The 19,949-nt window shown below is 45.8% G+C and carries 18 protein-coding genes; all 18 read left to right on the top strand.

From position 1 onward, the window contains the following. Nucleotides 1-9: 9 nt before the first annotated feature. Nucleotides 10-291 (top strand): EutN/CcmL family microcompartment protein, encoded by a 282-nt coding sequence (locus PCY71_RS05175; RefSeq protein WP_002896356.1) that lies wholly within the window; start codon nt 10-12, stop codon nt 289-291. Between the two features lie 16 nt (nt 292-307). Next, nucleotides 308-1,402 carry an ethanolamine utilization protein EutH gene (locus PCY71_RS05170; RefSeq protein WP_002910474.1) on the top strand — a complete coding sequence of 365 codons (1,095 nt, stop codon included), beginning with the start codon at nt 308-310 and terminating at the stop codon, nt 1,400-1,402. 17 nt (nt 1,403-1,419) lie between these two features. Then, on the top strand, nt 1,420-1,869 hold the full coding sequence (locus PCY71_RS05165) for a cupin domain-containing protein (protein ID WP_002910473.1): 450 nt from the start codon (nt 1,420-1,422) through the stop codon (nt 1,867-1,869). A gap of 379 nt (nt 1,870-2,248) precedes the next feature. Further along, nucleotides 2,249-3,013 (top strand): propanediol utilization microcompartment protein PduB, encoded by a 765-nt coding sequence (gene pduB, locus PCY71_RS05160; RefSeq protein ID WP_223310332.1) that lies wholly within the window; start codon nt 2,249-2,251, stop codon nt 3,011-3,013. Nucleotides 3,014-3,034: 21 nt separating this feature from the next. After that, entirely contained in the window at nt 3,035-4,696 is a 1,662-nt protein-coding gene (locus tag PCY71_RS05155) for a propanediol/glycerol family dehydratase large subunit (protein WP_002910470.1), read from the top strand. Nucleotides 4,697-4,707: 11 nt separating this feature from the next. After that, on the top strand, nt 4,708-5,376 hold the full coding sequence (locus tag PCY71_RS05150; RefSeq protein WP_002896346.1) for a propanediol/glycerol family dehydratase medium subunit: 669 nt from the start codon (nt 4,708-4,710) through the stop codon (nt 5,374-5,376). 30 nt (nt 5,377-5,406) lie between these two features. Further along, the gene (locus PCY71_RS05145) at nt 5,407-5,922 is read left to right on the top strand and encodes a diol dehydratase small subunit (protein WP_002910469.1); all 516 of its coding nucleotides are present in this window, start codon (nt 5,407-5,409) and stop codon (nt 5,920-5,922) included. Nucleotides 5,923-6,020: 98 nt separating this feature from the next. After that, a complete protein-coding gene (locus tag PCY71_RS05140) occupies nt 6,021-7,877 on the top strand; it encodes a diol dehydratase reactivase subunit alpha (protein ID WP_048774147.1) in 1,857 nt (618 codons plus the stop codon). After that, nucleotides 7,858-8,238 (top strand): glycerol dehydratase reactivase beta/small subunit family protein, encoded by a 381-nt coding sequence (locus PCY71_RS05135; RefSeq protein ID WP_048774149.1) that lies wholly within the window; start codon nt 7,858-7,860, stop codon nt 8,236-8,238. Before PCY71_RS05140 ends, PCY71_RS05135 begins: the two co-directional genes overlap by 20 nt. 58 nt (nt 8,239-8,296) lie before the next feature. Next, nucleotides 8,297-8,830: a heme-binding protein gene (locus tag PCY71_RS05130; RefSeq protein WP_048774151.1), complete on the top strand. Its 534-nt coding sequence runs from the start codon at nt 8,297-8,299 to the stop codon at nt 8,828-8,830. Between the two features lie 188 nt (nt 8,831-9,018). Next, nucleotides 9,019-9,732 (top strand): MIP/aquaporin family protein, encoded by a 714-nt coding sequence (locus PCY71_RS05125; RefSeq protein WP_002910465.1) that lies wholly within the window; start codon nt 9,019-9,021, stop codon nt 9,730-9,732. Nucleotides 9,733-9,865: 133 nt separating this feature from the next. After that, on the top strand, nt 9,866-11,065 hold the full coding sequence (locus PCY71_RS05120; protein WP_075202734.1) for an acetate/propionate family kinase: 1,200 nt from the start codon (nt 9,866-9,868) through the stop codon (nt 11,063-11,065). Nucleotides 11,066-11,348: 283 nt separating this feature from the next. Beyond that, on the top strand, nt 11,349-13,868 hold the full coding sequence (gene secA / locus PCY71_RS05115; protein ID WP_002911859.1) for a preprotein translocase subunit SecA: 2,520 nt from the start codon (nt 11,349-11,351) through the stop codon (nt 13,866-13,868). Between the two features lie 20 nt (nt 13,869-13,888). Then, nucleotides 13,889-14,920 carry a 3-deoxy-7-phosphoheptulonate synthase gene (locus tag PCY71_RS05110; RefSeq protein ID WP_009659775.1) on the top strand — a complete coding sequence of 344 codons (1,032 nt, stop codon included), beginning with the start codon at nt 13,889-13,891 and terminating at the stop codon, nt 14,918-14,920. Nucleotide 14,921: 1 nt separating this feature from the next. Then, complete coding sequence (locus PCY71_RS05105; RefSeq protein WP_009659751.1) at nt 14,922-15,953, top strand: 3-deoxy-7-phosphoheptulonate synthase; 1,032 nt, start codon at nt 14,922-14,924, stop codon at nt 15,951-15,953. A gap of 107 nt (nt 15,954-16,060) precedes the next feature. Next, on the top strand, nt 16,061-16,423 hold the full coding sequence (gene acpS / locus PCY71_RS05100; RefSeq protein ID WP_002903921.1) for a holo-ACP synthase: 363 nt from the start codon (nt 16,061-16,063) through the stop codon (nt 16,421-16,423). Further along, nucleotides 16,413-17,519: an alanine racemase gene (alr, locus tag PCY71_RS05095; protein ID WP_009659698.1), complete on the top strand. Its 1,107-nt coding sequence runs from the start codon at nt 16,413-16,415 to the stop codon at nt 17,517-17,519. Before acpS ends, alr begins: the two co-directional genes overlap by 11 nt. Before the next feature lie 105 nt (nt 17,520-17,624). Next, the gene (recG, locus tag PCY71_RS05090) at nt 17,625-19,640 is read left to right on the top strand and encodes an ATP-dependent DNA helicase RecG (RefSeq protein ID WP_009659624.1); all 2,016 of its coding nucleotides are present in this window, start codon (nt 17,625-17,627) and stop codon (nt 19,638-19,640) included. Nucleotides 19,641-19,949: the final 309 nt, after the last annotated feature.

Raw genomic sequence — 19,949 nt, 5'->3', positions numbered from 1 at the left:
TGGGTAGAGATGTTTGTTGGTAAAGTAAAAGGAAGCCTTTGGGCGACTAGAAAAGACGAAAATTTAAATGGTTTGAAATTTTTGGTGGTCGAACGGCAGCTAAATGAACATCAAAGTGACCCAGCTCTGCTTATTGTGGCCGACTGCATCGGTGCAGGCGAAGGAGACCAAGTAATGGTAACCACTGGCAGTTCTGCCCGGATGAGCCTAAATAAGACGAATATCCCTGTGGATATGGTCGTTGTGGCTATCATTGACAAGGTTGACTATCACAGTGATGAAGAATATTAGAAACTAAGGTAATGTTATGAGTATCAATGAAATTATCATTTATATCATGGTTCTATTCATGCTGATCGGTGCAGTGGATAAATGTATCGGTGGCAAACTAGGACTAAGTGAAAAATTTGAAGAAGGTATCATGGCTATGGGAGCTTTGGCTCTTTCTATGGCTGGGATTATGGTAATCGCTCCCCTCTTGGCGGATGTCTTGAAACCAATTGTCGTGCCTTTGTATGGCTTGGTGGGCGCTGACCCGTCTATCTTTGCGACAACCTTCATTGCCAATGATATGGGAGGAGCTCCTCTGGCTCTCAGTCTGGCTCAGGATCCAGCAGTAGGAAATTTCGCTGCCTTTGTACTGGGCTCTATGATGGGGCCAACCATCGTCTTTACGATTCCAGTTGCCTTGGGTATTATCGAAAAAGATGACCGTCCGCTTTTGGCTCGCGGAATCCTATACGGTTTGGTAACTGTTCCGATTGGCTGTCTTCTCGGAGGAATTTTCGTGCCAGGTCTGCCTTTTGGAACCTTGGTTGTCAATCTTATCCCGATTATCATTGTATCTGCTCTGATTTTCATAGGATTGCTTTTGGCACCTAATGCCATGATTAAAGGTTTTGAAGTGTTTGGTCAGATTATTGTTATCTTGGCAACGCTTGGTTTGGCCTTTGGTGCAGCTCAGCTTCTGACTGGCAATGAATGGCTCATCAGCATCTATCCAAAAGGTGCTGAAACATTGAAGGAAGCTTTTGAAGTTGTCGGAACGATTGCCGTAACCTTGGCTGGAGCCTTTGGTCTGGTAGCTGTCTTTACCAAGGTAGCCAACAAACCACTTTCTGCTATCGGAAAATCCCTAGGAATGAACGAAGTTGGTGCAGCTGGTTTGGTAGCTTCTCTGGCTAATAACATTGCCATGTTCCAGATGATGAAGGATATGGACAAACGCGGTAAGATTATCAACGTAGCCTTTGCTGTATCTGCTTCCTTTGTTATCGGAGATCACCTAGGCTTCACAGCCGGTCAAAAACCGGAAATGATTGTGCCGATGATGATTGGTAAATTTGTCGGAGGTATCACAGCGGTATTACTGGCTTTCTTCCTAACGAAGAAGGAAGCTTAGACTTGGAGGTATGAAGTATGGCAGATATTAATCGTTCTGACCTAGAAACATTGGTTCGTAAGATTTTATTGGAAGAATTAGCCACTAAAGATGGTGGGAAGAAAGTCAGCAAGGCAGGCGTAGCTTCTATCGCCCTGCCAGGTCTAGATGTTCGTCCAGAAGATCGCTTGGATACAGGTGATGTGAGCCATCAAGTTTATACACGAGACTTGCTGACCTTAGACGAAAGCCCAAGATTGGGCTTAGGTCTGATGACCATGGAAAAGACAACTTTCCCTTGGCATCTGGACTATGATGAAGTGGACTATGTTATTGAAGGGCGTCTTGATATTATCGTTGGTGACGAAGTCATGACAGCTGGCCCTGGCGAAGTACTCTTTATCCCTAAAGGCAGCGACATTCAGTTCTCTGTCAGAGATAAGGCCCGCTTTATCTATGTGACTTATCCGGCTGACTGGCAAGGCTAGTTTGTTGGAGGATTGAACTATCAGATTTACTAGAATGGCAGGACAGCGGCCTGCTGTCCTGCCATTCTGTAATGATGGAAAATAAAAAAACAGATAGAAGATGAGCAACCCTGCGAAAAGTTTATCATCTGTTATCTGTCTCTGCGATTGTTATTTTTGAAGGGAAAGGCCTGTCAAGTATATTTCTTGTAGGCTTAGCTTGGCATTCCTAAAAAAGTTGGTTAGGCTCTTTTTGAGAATGCAGAATTTTTCCTTTTTAAAAAACAACCATATTCATTCTAACAGAAAACCTTAGAATAATCTATTCTTTTGATCCGAAAAAAGTAAAAAAAAAATGGAATCAGAAAGAGGCGTATAGTTATGGTTCTCCCCTTATCTGATTTCCTTATTCCTTGAAAATGTAAGCGCTTCAAAATATGTCAGCGAAAGGAGCTGTCTTATGGAAAACAAATGCAATATTACAGAATTTGTCGGTGTTAATCCGATAGGCGATACAATTGGACTTGTCATTGCCAATGTGGACCAGCAGGTGCTGGATGCTATGAAGCTAGAAAAGAGCTATCGCTCAATTGGTGTAGTTGGTGCTCGTACCGGTGCAGGTCCTCATATCATGGCTGCAGATGAAGCGGTCAAAGCAACCAATACAGAAATTGTTAAAATCGAACTGCCTCGTGATACCAAGGGAGGTGCTGGACACGGAAGTTTGATTATCTTCGGTGGTGAAGATGTATCAGATGTCAGACGAGCTGTGGAAGTAACCTTGGAGGAAGTGGATCGAACCTTCGGCGATGTTTATGCTAATGATGCAGGGCATATTGAACTCCAATATACTGCGCGTGCTAGCTATGCTTGCCAGACTGCCTTTGGTGCTGAATACGGCCGTGCTTTTGGCTTGATTGTCGGAGCACCTGCAGCCATTGGTGTTGTCATGGCAGATACAGCTGTCAAGGCTGCCAACGTTACTGTTGTCGGCTATGCTTCTCCAGGAAATGGTGGCACCAGCCACTCAAACGAAGCCATCCTCTTTATCAGTGGGGATTCTGGAGCAGTTAGACAATCAGTTATCTCAGCGCGTGAAGTTGGACTGGCACTTTTAGGCAGTATGGGTGACGAGCCAACCAACTCACAGCCATCTTACATTTAAGAGTGAGAGGGAGGAAACGGTATGAGATCCAAACGTTTTGAAGTATTAAGCAAACGCCCTATCAACCAAGATGGATTTGTAAAAGAATGGGTTGAAGAAGGTTTGGTAGCTATGGAAAGCCCCAATGATCCTAAACCCAGTATCAAAATTCAAAATGGAAAAGTGGTTGAGTTAGACGGCAAACCAAAAGAAGAATTTGACCTGATTGACCAGTTCATTGCTAACTACGGGATTGACCTGAGCCGAGCTGAAGAAGTTATTCAGATGGACTCACGAGAGATTGCCAATAAAATATTGACACCAAATGTGCCTCGGACAGAAATCATCAAGCTGACCAAGGCCATGACTCCGGCTAAAATCATTGAAGTGGTCAATCAGATGAATGTCGTGGAAATCATGATGTGTCTGCAAAAGATGCGGACCCGTAAGCAAACAGCTACTCAAGCCCACGTCACTAATGTTAATGATAATCCAGTGCAGATTGCAGCAGATGCGGCTGAAGGAGCTCTGCGTGGTTTTGCAGAGCAGGAAACAACGGTTGCCGTAGTGCGTTATGCTCCTTTCAATGCCCTGTCTCTGATGATTGGCTCCCAAGTGGGCCGTCCTGGGGTACTGACTCAGTGCTCCTTGGAAGAAGCGACAGAACTAGAATTTGGGATGCGTGGCTTTACAGCCTATGCTGAGACCATCTCTGTTTATGGTACAGAAGATGTCTTCACTGATGGAGATGATACACCTTGGTCCAAGGCCTTTCTGGCTTCCGCCTATGCCTCTCGTGGACTCAAGATGCGCTTTACTTCCGGTACAGGGTCTGAAGTGCAGATGGGACAAGCCGAAGGCAAGTCCATGCTCTATCTGGAAGCTCGCTGTCTCTATGTCACGAAAGCGGCTGGAGTTCAAGGAACTCAGAATGGATCAGTTAGCTGTATCGGTATTCCAGCAGCTGTTCCGAGTGGTATTCGGGCAGTCGTTGCTGAAAACTTGATTGCCAGCATGCTGGACTTGGAATGTGCTTCATCAAATGACCAAACTTTTACTCACTCAGACTTACGTCGCTCTGTTCGGACTTTGATGCAGTTTGCGCCAGGTACAGACTTTATCAACTCTGGCTACTCTGCTACGCCAAACTATGACAATATGTTTGCCGGATCTAACTGGGATGCGGAAGACTTTGACGACTACAATGTCCTGCAACGTGACCTGCGGGTAGACGGCGGTCTTCGTCCTGTTCGTGAAGAGGAAGTTGTGAAGGTTCGGAACAAGGCAGCACGCGTTATGCAAGCTCTTTTCAAAGGCTTGGGCCTGCCGCCGATTACCGACGAAGAAGTCGAAGCAGCGACCTATGCTCATGGTTCTAAAGATATGCCAGAGCGGGATAAGGTTGAAGATATCAAGGCTGCTCAAGGTATTCTGGAACGCGGCGTTCAAGGGGCTGATTTGATCAAAGCCTTGGCTAATAATGGCTTCCCTGAAGTTGCCAATGAGCTGCTCAATTTGTTCAAGCAACGTGTAGCAGGGGATTTCCTGCAAACATCTGCTATCTTTGATCGAGATTGGAATGTTATTTCAGCGGTGAATTCACCGAATGACTATGTTGGTGTCGGTACAGGCCATCGTCTGGTCGGCGAAGAATGGGAAAAAGTCAAAGACATTCCTAAAGCGATTGACCCGCGTGATGTATAGGAGGAGCTAAGATGACAGAGATAAATGAAACTTTACTGCGCTCCATTATTGCAGAAGTGATGAAAGAGATGAGCGCCAATACCAACGAAACAGCTGCTGAAACAAGCGAAAAGCCTGTCACAAAGCCTGTGTCCAATGAAAAAGCTGTCATCCGTACAGTTGGTGTGGCTAAGCCTAGCCAGTCAACGGATGAAGTCGTTATTGCAGTTGGACCTGCCTTTGGAGAACAGCAGGTGAAGACGATGGTGGACATTCCTCATACGGAAGTGCTGCGTCAGCTGGTGGCTGGTATCGAAGAAGAAGGGCTCAAGGCTCGCATTGTCAAGGTCTATCGTTCTTCTGATGTTGCCTTTGTAGCGGTAGAAGGAGACCACTTGTCTGGTTCTGGCATTTCTATCGGTGTTCAGTCTAAGGGAACAACGGTTATTCACCAACGTGATTTGCCACCGCTCAGTAATCTGGAACTTTTCCCGCAGGCACCTTTGTTAACTCCTGAAACCTATCGTTTGATTGGTAAAAATGCTGCTAAGTATGCCAAGGGTGAAACACCAAATCCGGTACCAACCCTTAACGACCAAATGGCTCGTCCTAAGTATCAGGCCTACTCAGCTTTGCTGCATATCAAGGAAACGAAACTGGTTAAAAGAGGAAAACCAGCTGATGAATGTCAGGTGATTTGATGCATATGATGTCTACAAGGAGAAATCAGAATGAGTGAATCAGTAGAAACATTAGTAAAACAAATATTAGCCGAGCTAAGCGACAGCGGCTCAGCTAGTCAAGGAGCAGCCAATCGTCCGGTCAGTTCTGATGAAGCGACAGCGGCTGATTATCCTATTTCTAAAAAACATCCTGACTGGATAAAGGTTGGTCAGGATAAGAAATTCGAAGATATTACTCTGGAAAATATCTTGTCTGGCTATGTAAAAGCAGAGGATTTGCGGATTAAGCCAGAGATTTTGATCAAGCAAGGTGAAATTGCTAAGAATGCCGGCCGCGAAGCAATCCAGTATAACTTTTCTCGGGCTGCGGAACTGACCAAGGTTCCGGATGCGCGTGTGCTGGAAATCTACAATGCCCTGCGCCCTTACCGGTCTTCCAAACAGGAATTATTGGACATTGCCAATGAATTGGAAAACCAATATGGAGCTGTTATCTGTGCGGGCTTTGTCATAGAAGCTGCTGAAAATTATGAGCGCCGCAAGAAGTTGAAAGGCGACAACTAATCCGGTTTTACCAAGGCTATTTTGGGGTTGAAAAAATTATTGCCACTATTGTTGTAAAAGATTACTCAAAATAGCCTAATCTTGGTGGAGGTGAAAATGTGAAACGAATCATTGGAGTAGACATAGGAAATTCTTCGACCGAGTCTGCCTTAGCTGAAGTGCAAGATGATGGAAGCATTCACTTTCTTGCCTCAGCCATTGCGGATACAACAGGCATCAAGGGGACCAAGGAAAATGTCCACGGGATTTATCAATCTCTGAGAAAATTGATGGAGCAAACATCGCTTGAGTTGGGACAAGTTGATTTGATTCGGATCAATGAAGCGACGCCTGTTATCGGCGATGTTGCCATGGAAACCATCACAGAGACGGTCATTACTGAGTCTACCATGATAGGTCATAATCCCCGTACTCCTGGCGGTCTGGGATTGGGGATTGGACTGACAGTGGATATTCTCGACTTGGTTCATCATCCGATTGATGGGAAATACATCGTGGTAGTGCCGAAGGTCATTGATTTTGACTTGGTTGCCCAGCTGATCAATGCCTATCTAGCCAAGGGCTATCAGATTACTGCTGCCATTCTGCAGGCGGATGATGGGGTCCTGGTCAACAACCGCATTAGCCAGAAGATTCCAATCGTGGATGAGATTCTCTTTATTGACAAGGTTCCTTTGGGAATGCAAGCTGCTGTTGAAGTGGTAGAGCAGGGGAGGGTAATTTCCCAATTATCCAATCCCTATGGCATTGCGACGGTCTTCGGCTTGAGCGCAGAAGAGACGAAAAGCATCGTTCCCATTGCCCGTGCCCTCATTGGCAACCGCTCGGCTGTCGTGATTAAGACACCGGCAGGTGACGTTCAGGCTCGGACGATTCCAGCAGGCAGTATCCAAATTATCGGCAAGGAGCATACCTTAAAGGTGGATATTTCCAAGGGCGCCGATGAGATTATGGAAAAAATCGTCTACGCCGGCGAGATTAGCAATGTTGTCGGAGAAGCAGGGACCAATGTTGGTGGCATGCTGGAGAAAGTGCGCCAAACTATGGCTAACCTGACCGAGAAAGAGCCTTCTGATATTTATATCCGTGACTTACTGGCCGTCAATACATTTGCTCCCATTTCTGTGCGCGGTGGTGTAGCTGGAGAATTTTCTATGGAGCAGGCTGTCGGCATTGCCTCTATGGTAAATTCCGACAAGCTGCAAATGTCCATCATTGCCCAAGAAGTCGAACGTGAGCTGGGTATTACCGTAGAAATCGGTGGAGCAGAAGCTGAATCAGCTATCCTCGGGGCTCTGACTACACCAGGGACGGATCGTCCCTTGGCTATTTTGGACTTAGGAGCAGGCTCGACAGATGCTTCCATTATCGATAGCAGGGGTCAAATCTTGGCTGTCCATCTAGCCGGTGCCGGTGATATGGTAACCATGCTGATCAATTCGGAGTTGGGACTGGAAAATCATCATCTGGCAGAGGACATCAAACGATATCCTCTGGCCAAGGTAGAAAGTCTTTTCCATATTCGGCATGAAGACGGGACCGTTCAATTTTTTGACAAGCCGCTGTCTGGAGATTTATTTGCCAGAGTTGTCATCGTAAAGGAAAATGATGAATTTGTTCCTATTGATGATGGAGACTACTCTATCGAGAAAATCAAACTTGTTCGGCAGTCTGCCAAGGAAAGGGTCTTTGTTACCAATGCAGTTCGGGCTCTCAAGCGTGTCAGTCCTACTCAGAATATTCGAGACATTCCTTTCGTTGTCATCGTAGGTGGCTCAGCTTTGGACTTTGAAATACCTCAGCTAGTGACCGAAGCCCTCTCTCAGCATGCCATTGTAGCTGGTCGAGGTAATGTGCGTGGCTTGGTAGGGCCTCGAAATGCAGTAGCGACCGGACTGATTTTGACCTATGTCAGAGAGAAATGGGGGGCCGACTATGGAATTAGCTTATACTAGAAAGCCCACCATTAGGCTGATAGCTACGGACAATGCTCCTGCGGATAAGGTGGCACAAATCGGCTACGGTATCGAAGAGGAAGGTATCCCTTTTAGTCTGGTCAGCCCAGATGAACTGAGTGATCCTGTATCACTAGCGCATGTGGCTGCAACTCAATCCCAGCTTTTAGTAGGGATTGCCTGTGACGGGCGAGACGCAGTCCTCCATTATCGTAACTTGCCGCTTGAAAAATTTATCTATCGTATCAAAGATTATTCTGCTATACCAGACCATGTCTTGCGCCTATTTGGCTCAAATGCAGCGCGTTTGGTCAAGGGAGTCCCGTTTAAAAAATCTGACCTGTTAGAAACATCTTTTTGACTTGTTCCGATCGATTCAAAAAGATGGCCGAGCTAACTACTGAAAAGAGGTGAAATGGATGGCTAGAGATAGAGAGAAAGACGAGCTCAGCAGTCCAGAACTATCAAGCTGGGAAGGAAACTCAGAATTTCAGGACATCATCATCCAAAAAGTCCTTGCCAGATGCCAAACCTTACTGGATAAAGAGCCTGTTCTTTTCACAAATATCTATCAGGATGCCTGGGAATTGGTAACAAGGGCCAGACACAAGGCTGAAGAGCTGGGACTAGCCGTCGTGATAACGGTGGTTGATCCAGCAGCACAAGTCGTGATGACCTATCGTATGGAAAATGCCTTGTTAGTGAGTAACGATATGGCTTATAAGAAAGCTTACACAGCTGTTGGCATGAGGATGCAGTCCAAGGATTTAGCACTTTTAACTCAGCCTGGCCAGTGGCTCTATCAGCTGGAAACGATGACTGACAATAAGGTTGTTAGTTTAGCTGGTGGCATTCCTGTTTATTGCCAGTCAGAGATGATTGGCGGTATCGGCGTCAGCGGAGGAAGTTCTGAGGAAGACCAGTCCATTGCTGAGTATGCTGTAGGACTGTAGAGAAGCAATCTAGCAAATTAAATAATATCAGAGGAGAGAATACCGCTTGCAATCCATGCTTTGGAGCTAGGGATTTTCTCCTATTTCACGAGCATATTTCTCTTATACTTTCTTAGACTCTATATTGCGCTGTAGAAGCAATATAGAGGAGAGAGTATAAAGTATTTCGAAATGAAGGAGTATGGAGTATGGAAAAATATCTAGGTGAATTTTTAGGCACCATGGTTCTGATGGTTTTTGGGAATGGAATCGGAGCGTCTATTAGTCTTAATAAGAGTCTTGCAAAAGGTTTCGCTCCCAATTGGTTTACCGTTGTATTTGGCTGGGGCTTGGCAGTGACCTTGGGTGTCTATACGGCAGGATTTTATAATACTGGCGGTCACCTTAACCCAGCTGTCACTATTGCCTTTGCGGTGGGTGGCATCTTCCCTTGGGAACAAGTGGTGGGCTATATCATCGCTCAGATTCTAGGGGCTTTTGTCGGAGCGGCTATTGTAGTGCTCTTCTATTATCCCCATTTCAAACAAACCAAGGCAGAAGAAGGCAACTCAGTTGGCGTATTTGCTACTGGACCAGCCATCCAGAATCCAGCATTTAATTTGCTCAGCGAGATCGTTGCGACTTTCTTCTTCATCTTTGCACTTTTGATGATAACGCACGGCGAAATCACGCCTGGACTCACTCCACTCTTAGTTGGCTTCCTCATTATGGCGGTCGGCTTGTCTTTGGGTTCGACGACAGGTTTTGCCCTCAACCCAGCTCGGGACTTCGGTCCGCGCCTTGCTTATGCCCTCTTGCCAGTTCCGAATAAAGGAGATGCAAACTGGGCTTATGCTTGGGTGCCAATTGTAGGACCGACTATCGGCGCTGTCTTGGCTGTCTTGGCAGTCAATGCTATGTAATATATAAAATAGTAAATAAGCTAGCCGACCAGTTGAAGCTAGCTTATTTATCTAACAAGTAGCAATGGAAAATTTCAGTTTTCAAAAAACGTTATTTGAAAAAATCACTGTTTTCATTGCTCAGGAGAAAAATATGTCTAAAAAAATTTTTGCGATTAATGCGGGCAGTTCGTCATTAAAATTTCAACTGCTCAGTATGCCTGATGAAAGCCTTTTGGTGAAAGGAATTTTTGAAAAGATTGGCTTAAAGGAAGGCATTTTTAAGATTGAATTTGAAGGTCAAAAAGAAAAGGAACTGCTGGCTATTCCTTCGCATCAATTTGCAGTGGATTACCTGCTGAACTTTCTTTTGGAGCGGAAGCTGATTGCTTCTCTGGACGAGATAGATGGGGTTGGTCATCGCGTAGCCCATGGTGGAGAATCCTTTGATGATTCAGCTTTGATAGACAAGCAAGTGCTATCCATCATTGAGAAGCTGTCTTTCTTGGCTCCTAGCCATAACCCTGTCAACTTGGTAGGGATTCGAGCTTTTCAAAAGGCGCTGCCGGAGACAGGACAAGTGGCTGTGTTTGATACGGCCTTTCATCAAAGCCTTTCAGAATCTTATTATCTCTATCCTCTTTCCTGGGATTACTATCATAAATACGGTTTGAGAAAGTATGGTTTCCATGGAACGAGTCACAAGTATATTGCTCAAAAGGTAAAGGAGATTTGGGAAGGGCAAGGAGAAGCTGCTGAGCATTTGAAGATTATCAACTGCCATTTGGGCAATGGTGCTAGTATTTGCGCCATTAAAAATAGTCAGTCTGTCAATACTTCGATGGGATTCACCCCCTTGGCTGGCCTGATGATGGGCTCCCGCTCAGGTGATATTGACCCTATGATTCTCCCTTTCCTGCTAGAACAGGAAAAATTATCAGCTCAGCAATTAAGTGATGTCCTCAATAAAGAATCCGGTCTGCTAGCGATCTCCCAGCTTAGCAATGATTTAAGAGATGTTTTGGAGGCTTGTGACAGAGGCGATGAAAAAGCTAGTCTAGCAGTTAATATGTTTGTCAACCGTATCGCTCAGACTATTGCAAGCTACATCACAGATTTAGATGGTCTGGATGCCTTGGTCTTTACCGCTGGAATCGGGGAGAATTCAGCCTTGATCCGCAGCTTGGTCGTTCAAAAGCTCAATTGCTTAGGACTTTCTTTAAATCAGGCAGCTAACGAGCAAGGACAGCTCTTTATCCAAAATTCCCAGTCGCAGGCTAAAATTCTCATTCTTCCAACCAATGAAGAATTGATGATTGCCCAAGACACCATGCGCTTGCTGGATTTTAAGTAGCCAAAAGAGGGGTAGAATGTCCAAGGAGTGTTAGACACTATCGGAAAAAGGTCTCTTTAGCAAAAAGAACACTTTTTATCTTTGTATTGTTTGGACTCGAAAAGACAGAGCAAGACCTCTGCCTTTTCTTTTTTAGCTTAGATATCTTGCCATCTCCCAGTTCTGTAAGTACAGTCTAATGAAGCTTTTTTGCTTTTTTCATTCTTGAAAGATATAGGAAAACATGCTATAATGAAAAGAACATTCTAAAAATCAGAAAGATTATTATATAGTAAGGAAAAAAATGGCGAATATTTTAAAGACTATCATTGAAAATGATAAAGGTGAATTAAGAAAATTAGAAAAAATGGCTGACAAAGTCTTGGCTTATGAAGACGAAATGGCGGCCTTGTCTGATGAAGAACTTCAGGCAAAAACAGAAGAATTCAAGAAACGCTATGCTGATGGTGAAACTTTAGATCAGCTCTTATTTGAAGCTTTTGCGGTTGTCCGTGAAGGAGCTAAGCGAGTGTTGGGTCTTTTCCCTTATAAGGTTCAGGTTATGGGAGGGATTGTTCTCCATCATGGTGACGTTCCAGAGATGCGTACCGGTGAAGGAAAAACCTTGACAGCGACAATGCCAGTTTACCTAAATGCCCTTGCAGGAAAAGGTGTGCACGTTGTAACAGTCAATGAATACCTGACTGAACGTGACGCGACCGAAATGGGTGAACTTTACTCTTGGCTGGGGCTTTCTGTCGGTATTAATCTGGCAGCTAAGTCTCCATCTGAGAAGAAAGAAGCATATGCTTGCGACATTACCTATTCAACCAATGCTGAGATCGGCTTTGACTACCTGCGTGATAACATGGTAGTTCGTGCTGAAAACATGGTGCAGCGCCCACTCAATTATGCCTTGGTCGATGAGGTGGACTCAATCCTGATTGACGAAGCGCGGACACCGTTGATTGTATCAGGACCGGTTTCTTCAGATACCAACCAGCTTTATCATATGGCTGATCACTATGTCAAATCTCTGGATAAGGACGACTACATCATCGATGTTCAGTCTAAGACGATTGGTTTGTCTGACTCAGGTATTGACAAGGCAGAAAGTTACTTCAAGCTGGACAATCTCTATGATATTGAAAATGTTGCCCTGACTCACTTTATCGACAATGCCCTGCGAGCTAACTACATCATGCTCCTTGACATTGACTATGTGGTCAGTGAAGATCAGGAAATTCTGATTGTCGATCAGTTTACCGGTCGGACAATGGAAGGACGTCGTTACTCTGACGGTCTCCACCAAGCGATTGAAGCTAAAGAAGGTGTGCCGATTCAGGAAGAAACAAAGACTTCTGCTTCCATTACTTATCAGAACCTCTTCCGTATGTATAAGAAGCTGTCCGGTATGACAGGTACAGCTAAGACGGAGGAAGAAGAGTTCCGCGAAACATATAACATTCGTGTTATTCCGATTCCAACCAACCGTCCGGTAGCGCGTATTGACCATTCTGACCTGCTCTACCCAAGTATTGAGTCTAAGTTTAAGGCAGTTGTGCAGGATGTTAAAGAACGTCATGAAAAAGGGCAGCCAGTTCTGGTTGGTACTGTTGCGGTTGAGACTAGTGATTATATTTCTAAGAAATTGGTAGAAGCTGGGGTTCCTCACGAAGTTCTTAATGCGAAAAACCACTATAAAGAAGCACAAATTATCATGAACGCCGGCCAACGCGGTGCGGTTACTATTGCGACCAATATGGCCGGACGGGGAACTGATATCAAGTTGGGTGAAGGTGTCCGCGAACTGGGGGGACTCTGCGTTATTGGTACAGAGCGCCATGAAAGTCGCCGGATTGACAATCAGCTGCGCGGACGTTCAGGCCGTCAGGGTGATCCAGGTGAGTCACAATTCTACCTGTCACTGGAAGATGAGCTTATGCGTCGCTTTGGCTCAGAGCGCATTAAAGCCCTCTTGGATCGAATGAATCTTAGTGACGAAGATTCTGTTATCAAGTCTGGCATGCTGACCCGTCAGGTAGAGGCAGCTCAGAAGCGTGTCGAAGGAAATAACTACGATACGCGGAAACAAGTCCTGCAATATGATGATGTGATGCGTGAGCAACGGGAAATTATCTATGCTGAGCGCCACGATGTCATTACTGCTGACCGTGACCTCAGTCCTGAAATCCATGCTATGATTAAACGGACGATCAACCGTATCGTTGATGGTAGCAGCCACTCTGATCAGGATGATAAGATTGAAGCGATTTTAAACTTTGCTAAGTATAACTTAGTTTCAGAAGATTCTATTTCAGACAGCGATTTGGAAGGCAAGTCTGACCAAGAAATCAAAGATTATCTGTTTGAACGTGCATTGGAAGTCTACGACAGTCAGATTGCTAAGCTGCGAGACGAAGAAGCTGTGCGTGAATTCCAGAAGGTCTTGATTCTGCGCGTGGTGGACAGCAAGTGGACTGACCATATCGACGCCCTTGACCAGCTGCGCAATGCTGTTGGACTGCGCGGTTATGCACAAAATAACCCAGTTGTCGAATATCAAGCAGAAAGCTTCCGTATGTTCAACGACATGATTGGTTCTATTGAGTTTGATGTGACTCGTCTGATGATGAAAGCACAGATTCATGAGCAAGAGCGTCCTCGGACAGAGCGGGCTATCAGTACAACAGCTACCCGCAATATCTCTGCTAAGGCGCCAAATATGCCCGAGAATGTAGACCTGTCCAATGTAAAGAGAAATGACCCTTGTCCATGTGGTTCTGGCAAGAAGTTCAAGAACTGTCACGGCCGTAAAAAGTAAGCATAAAAGAAGGAGAATAGATGACCTTTAAAGCAACTAGTCAACCCATTGATGTGGCAGAAGTTCGCCAACTTGCTAAGCTAGAAGGCGACATGCTCGCTCGCAAGGAAAAGCGTGACCGAGAGTTAGAAGCAATTCTGCGTGGTCAAGATGACCGCATTCTCTTGGTTATCGGTCCCTGCTCTTCAGATAACGAAGAAGCGGTGCTAGAGTATGCCAAGCGTCTATCTGCTCTCCAAGAAGAAGTAAAAGACCGCATTTTCATGGTCATGCGGGTTTATACTGCCAAGCCTCGGACGAACGGAGATGGTTACAAAGGGCTTATTCATCAGCCCAATGCGACTGCCGCTCCTAGTCTGATTAACGGCATCAAGGCAGTCCGCAATCTGCACTATCGGGTTATTTCTGAGACAGGCATGACCACAGCTGATGAGATGCTCTATCCAGAAAATCTGCCTCTGGTAGATGATTTGATTTCTTACATGGCTGTCGGAGCTCGCTCGGTCGAAGACCAGCAGCACCGCTTTGTAGCTAGTGGGGCAGATCTGCCAACCGGCTTGAAAAACCCGACTTCTGGGAATCTCAATGTCATGTTTAACGGCATCTATGCAGCTCAGAACAAGCAGAGTTTCCTCTTTTCAGGTAAGGAAGTAGAAACATCTGGCAATCCTTTGGCGCATGCTATCTTGCGTGGTGCCTTGAATGAATACGGTAAGAATATTCCCAACTACTATTATGATAATCTGCTGGATACCATTGCCCAGTACGAAAAAATGGGCTTAGAAAATCCCTTTATCATCATTGACGCCAATCATGATAACTCTGGTAAGCAGTATCTGGAGCAGGTCCGTATCGTTCGCCAGACTCTGATTAACCGTGACTGGAATGAAAAGATTAAGGCTACAGTACGTGGCTTTATGATTGAGTCTTATCTGGAAGACGGTCGTCAGGACGAGCCGGAAGTCTTTGGCAAGTCCATTACTGACCCTTGTCTGGGCTGGGCTAATACAGAACAGCTAGTTCGTGAAATTTATGATACATTAGGAAAATAGTATGGCATTTATTGAAAAAGGTCAGAAGATTGACATTGAGCAGATTAAGTCCAGAACCAGGCTGACTGATCAGGCCTTGGCTCATAAAAATAAGCGAGATCAAGAACTAGCTGAGATTCTCAGTGGGGAAGACGAGCGTATTCTCTTGGTGATTGGTCCTTGCTCATCAGACAATGAAGAGGCTGTGCTGGAGTATGCCCGCCGTTTGTCAGAGCTGCAGAAGAAGGTCGCAGATAAGATTTTTATCGTCATGCGGGTCTATACTGCTAAGCCGCGGACCAATGGGGATGGTTATAAGGGCTTGGTTCACCAGCCGGATACTTCTAAAGCTCCTAGTCTTATCAATGGTTTGCAGGCAGTTCGTCAGCTGCACTACCGCGTCATTACAGAGACTGGTCTGACGACGGCTGATGAGATGCTCTATCCGTCCAATCTTGTGCTGGTGGACGACTTGGTAAGCTATCATGCTGTGGGTGCTCGCTCAGTTGAAGACCAGGAGCACCGCTTTGTGGCGTCAGGTATTGACGCTCCAGTCGGCATGAAGAATCCAACTTCTGGTAATCTGGGAGTTATGTTTAACGCTGTCTATGCGGCACAAAATAAGCAGACTTTCCTTTTTCATGGCCAGGAAGTAGAAACCTCTGGAAATCCTTTGGCTCATGTTATTCTGCGTGGGGCAACCAATGAATACGGTAAGAACATTCCAAATTTCTACTATGAAAATATGCTGGATGCCATTTCCTACTATGAAAAGATGGGCTTGGAGAATCCTTTCATCGTCATTGACACCAATCACGATAACTCTGGCAAGCAGTATCTGGATCAGATTAGGATTGTGCGTCAGACCTTGCTTAATCGGGATTGGAACGAAAAGATTAAGAGAGCGGTTCGTGGTTTTATGATTGAATCTTATCTGGAAGACGGTCGGCAAAATGAGCCTGAAGTCTTTGGTAAATCTATCACTGACCCTTGCCTGGGCTGGGACAATACTGTTCAGCTTATTGAAGAAATTTACAACACTTTAGATAAATAAGGAAAATTGAAAGGGACAGTCTTGACCTGTAAAGAGGACTAACTGTCGGGTGAAGACGAACTCAGCTGGCGGCCCAGCTGAGTTTTGTCGCCTTTCCAGAGAATGATATGATAAAAGGACACGGAATTGACATAGAAGAACTGGCTGCCATTGAGCGAGCCTATCTGAAAAATGCCCGTTTTGCAAAGAAGGTGCTGACCGAGGCGGAGCTTTCTCGTTTTGAGGAGTTATCCGGCAAGCGGAAAATCGAATTTCTAGCTGGCCGTTGGGCTGCCAAGGAGGCTTTTTCTAAAGCTTGGGGAACTGGTATCGGTAAGCTCAGGTTTCAGGACTTGGAGATTTTAAACGACCGTCAGGGAGCACCTTTTTTCAGCCGTTCACCTTTTGCTGGCAAGGTTTGGATTTCGATCAGCCATGCTGCTGGCCTAGTTACAGCCAGCGTTATTTTGGAGGAAAATGATGAAAGCTAGTCTGCATAGACCCAGCAAGGCAGTGATTGATTTAGCTGCTATTGCTTTTAATATTAGACAATTGAGTACCCATCTGCCTCAGACGACAGAGAAGTGGGCTGTCGCCAAGGCAAATGCTTATGGCCACGGAGCTATTGAGGTTTCTAGGCACATTGAGCCCCTTGTAGATGGCTTTTGTGTGTCTAATATCGATGAAGCTTTGGAGCTGCGCTCAGCTGGCATTGGCAAAAAAATTCTGGTGCTAGGAGTATCAAATCTGTCTGCGCTCCCGCTGGCTAGAAAGGGAAAGGTCTCTCTGACTGTAGCCAGTCTGGAGTGGTTGGATTTAGCTTTAGCTGCGGAAAAAGACTTAACAGGATTGAAGTTTCATATCAAGATTGACTCTGGTATGGGGCGGATTGGTTTTCGAGATAGTCAGGAAGCTCAGGAGGCAATCCATCGCTTGCAGGCTGCTGGGGCTGTCGCGGAGGGAATTTTTACCCACTTTGCAACGGCAGATGAAGCGGAGCACCATAAGTTTGAAGCCCAGCTGACTCGTTTTCATCAGATCTTATCTGAGCTGGACAGTGTTCCTCCTCTCGTTCACGCTAGTAATTCTGCTACCTCTCTCTGGCACAGTGAGACTGTTCTAAATGCCGTCCGGCTGGGTGACATCATTTATGGCCTCAACCCTAGCGGAACTGTTTTAGAACTTCCTTATGAATTCAAGCCAGCTCTGTCGCTGGTCTCAGAATTGGTGCATGTCAAGGAAGTTGAGGCTGGAGCAGATGTTGGCTATGGAGCCACCTACACCAGTAAGTCTCAAGAGTGGATTGGCACTATTCCTTTGGGTTATGCAGATGGCTGGACGCGCGATATGCAGGGCTTTGATATCTTGATTGATGGTCAGCGTTGTCCGATTGTCGGCCGCGTTTCCATGGACCAAATTACAGTGCGCCTGCCTCAGGCTTATCCCCTTGGCACGCCGGTTGTGTTGATTGGAAATAGCGGAGCGGAGACCATTACGGTGACAGATGTGGCAGAAAAGCGTGGCACCATTAACTATGAGGTAGTTTGCTTGATTAGCGACCGTGTACCGAGGGTATATAAAGACTAAGAAGATTAATGCAGGGAACCGCTTGAAGTATTTGATAATGCTCTAGCTTGGTCACCCTGTCTGTGATGCCAGCATCGCAGCAGTATCAGAACTGAAAGAGGAATTATGAATTTACACCAACCTTTGACGGTTCTGCCTGGTGTGGGACCGAAATCAGCAGAAAAATTTGCTAAGCTGGGTCTAGAGACCTTGCAGGATTTACTGCTTTATTTTCCTTTTCGTTATGAGGATTTTAAGAGTAAGAATGTCCTAGACTTGGAGGATGGAGAAAAGGCGGTTGTTTCTGGTCAGGTCGTAACCCCGGCCAATGTCCAGTATTACGGCTACAAACGCAACCGCCTGCGCTTTACCATCAAGCAGGGAGAAGTCGCTCTGGCAGTTAATTTCTTTAACCAGCCTTATCTGGCGGACAAGATTGAAGTAGGAGCGAATATAGCCGTCTTTGGCAAGTGGGACAAAGCCAAGGCCAGTCTGACTGGCATGAAACTGCTGGCTCAGGTAGAGGACGACTTGCAGCCTGTCTATCGGCTGGCTCAGGGAATTAGTCAGGCCAGTCTGGTCAAGCTGATTAAGACTGCCTTTGACCAAGGACTGGACTTGCTCTTAGAGGAAAATCTGCCCCAGCCCCTGTTGGAACGCTACCAGCTAGTGAGCAGAGTTGAGGCTGTGCGGGCTATGCATTTTCCAAAGGATTTGGCGGACTACAAGCAGGCTTTGAGGCGGGTCAAATTTGAAGAACTCTTTTATTTCCAAATGCAGCTGCAGGTCTTAAAGAGAGAAACCAAGGCTGTCAGCAATGGATTGAAGATTGATTGGCAGTTGGATGCTGTGGCCGAGAAAAAGAAGAGCTTACCTTTTGAACTGACTTCAGCTCAGGAGCGCAGTCTGACAGAGATTTTGCAGGATTTGCGATCGCCTGGCCACATGAATCGCCTGCTGCAGGGCGATGTGGGAAGCGGAAAGACAGTAGTCGCTGGTCTGGCTATGTATGCTGTTTATACAGCTGGCTTTCAGTCAGCTCTGATGGTTCCAACAGAAATTTTGGCTGAGCAGCATTTTGACAGCCTAGCTCAGCTATTTCCAGAATTGAATCTGGCCCTGCTAACTGGTGGGATGAAAGCAACAGAACGCAGAGAAACCTTGGCAGCGATTGAAAACGGTCAGGTGGACATGATTGTCGGAACCCATGCCCTGATTCAGGAAGGAGTCCGTTACCATGCATTGGGCTTGGTCATTATTGACGAGCAGCATCGCTTTGGGGTGGAACAACGTCGGATTTTACGGGAAAAGGGAGACAATCCTGATGTCCTCATGATGACGGCGACGCCTATTCCCAGAACCCTTGCAATTACAGCATTTGGTGATATGGATGTATCTATTATTGACCAGATGCCTGCGGGACGCAAGCCTATTATCACCCGCTGGGTCAAGCATGAGCAGCTGGAAGTCGTCCTGGACTGGCTGAAAAAAGAGCTCCACAAGGGCGCTCAGGTCTACTTTATTTCTCCTTTGATTGAGGAATCAGAAGCGCTGGATCTTAAGAATGCCATTGCCTTAGAAGAAGAACTGACAGCCTATTTTGAACAGCAGGCCAAAGTGGCTCTGCTTCATGGCAAGATGAAGAGTGAGGAAAAAGAGGCGATTATGCAGGACTTCAAGGAAGGACAGACTGATATTCTGGTCTCTACCACGGTCATTGAGGTCGGAGTCAACGTCCCTAATGCTACGGTGATGGTCATCATGGATGCGGACCGCTTCGGACTCAGCCAGCTTCATCAGCTGAGAGGCCGTGTCGGCCGAGGCAGCAAGCAGTCTTATGCCGTCCTTGTTGCCAATCCAAAGACGGAGTCGGGCAAGCGCCGCATGAAAATCATGACTGAGACGACCGACGGTTTCCTGCTGGCTGAGGAGGATCTGAAAATGCGAGGCTCTGGAGAAATCTTTGGCACTCGGCAGTCTGGTATTCCTGAGTTTCAAGTGGCAGACATCGTGGAAGATTATCCGATTTTAGAAGAAGCCAGAAAGGTTGCCAGTCAGATTACAGCTGATCCGAACTGGCGGACAGATTCTAATTGGCACTTGATTGCTCTTCATTTGGACAAGCGAGATTACCTAGATTAAAGGTTCTTTGAATTAAGTTTCCTGCAAGATATTTATAAGTAGGCTTTAAGTTTGAGGGATTATACTATTGTCAAATCAAAGAAAGAGGTAGGACTAATGACAAAGTAAACATCCCTTAAAATCCTATAACCAAAGCTTGAAGACAAGAAGACTTGCGAGGTATGAGCCACTCAAAGAATAAGAATAATTTAGAATTTTTTCATCATAAATCTCCTAACAAATCACAAACTTCACCCAATCGGTGAAGTTTTTTTTGTATGTGGTTGAAAAGACTTGTTCGTTTCAAATAGTAGATAGGGATTGCTGCCG

The sequence above is a fragment of the Streptococcus sp. SN3 genome, from assembly GCF_030439905.1.
The sequence above is the reverse complement of the archived record's forward strand: the minus strand, read 5'-3'. Positions and strand labels throughout refer to the sequence as shown.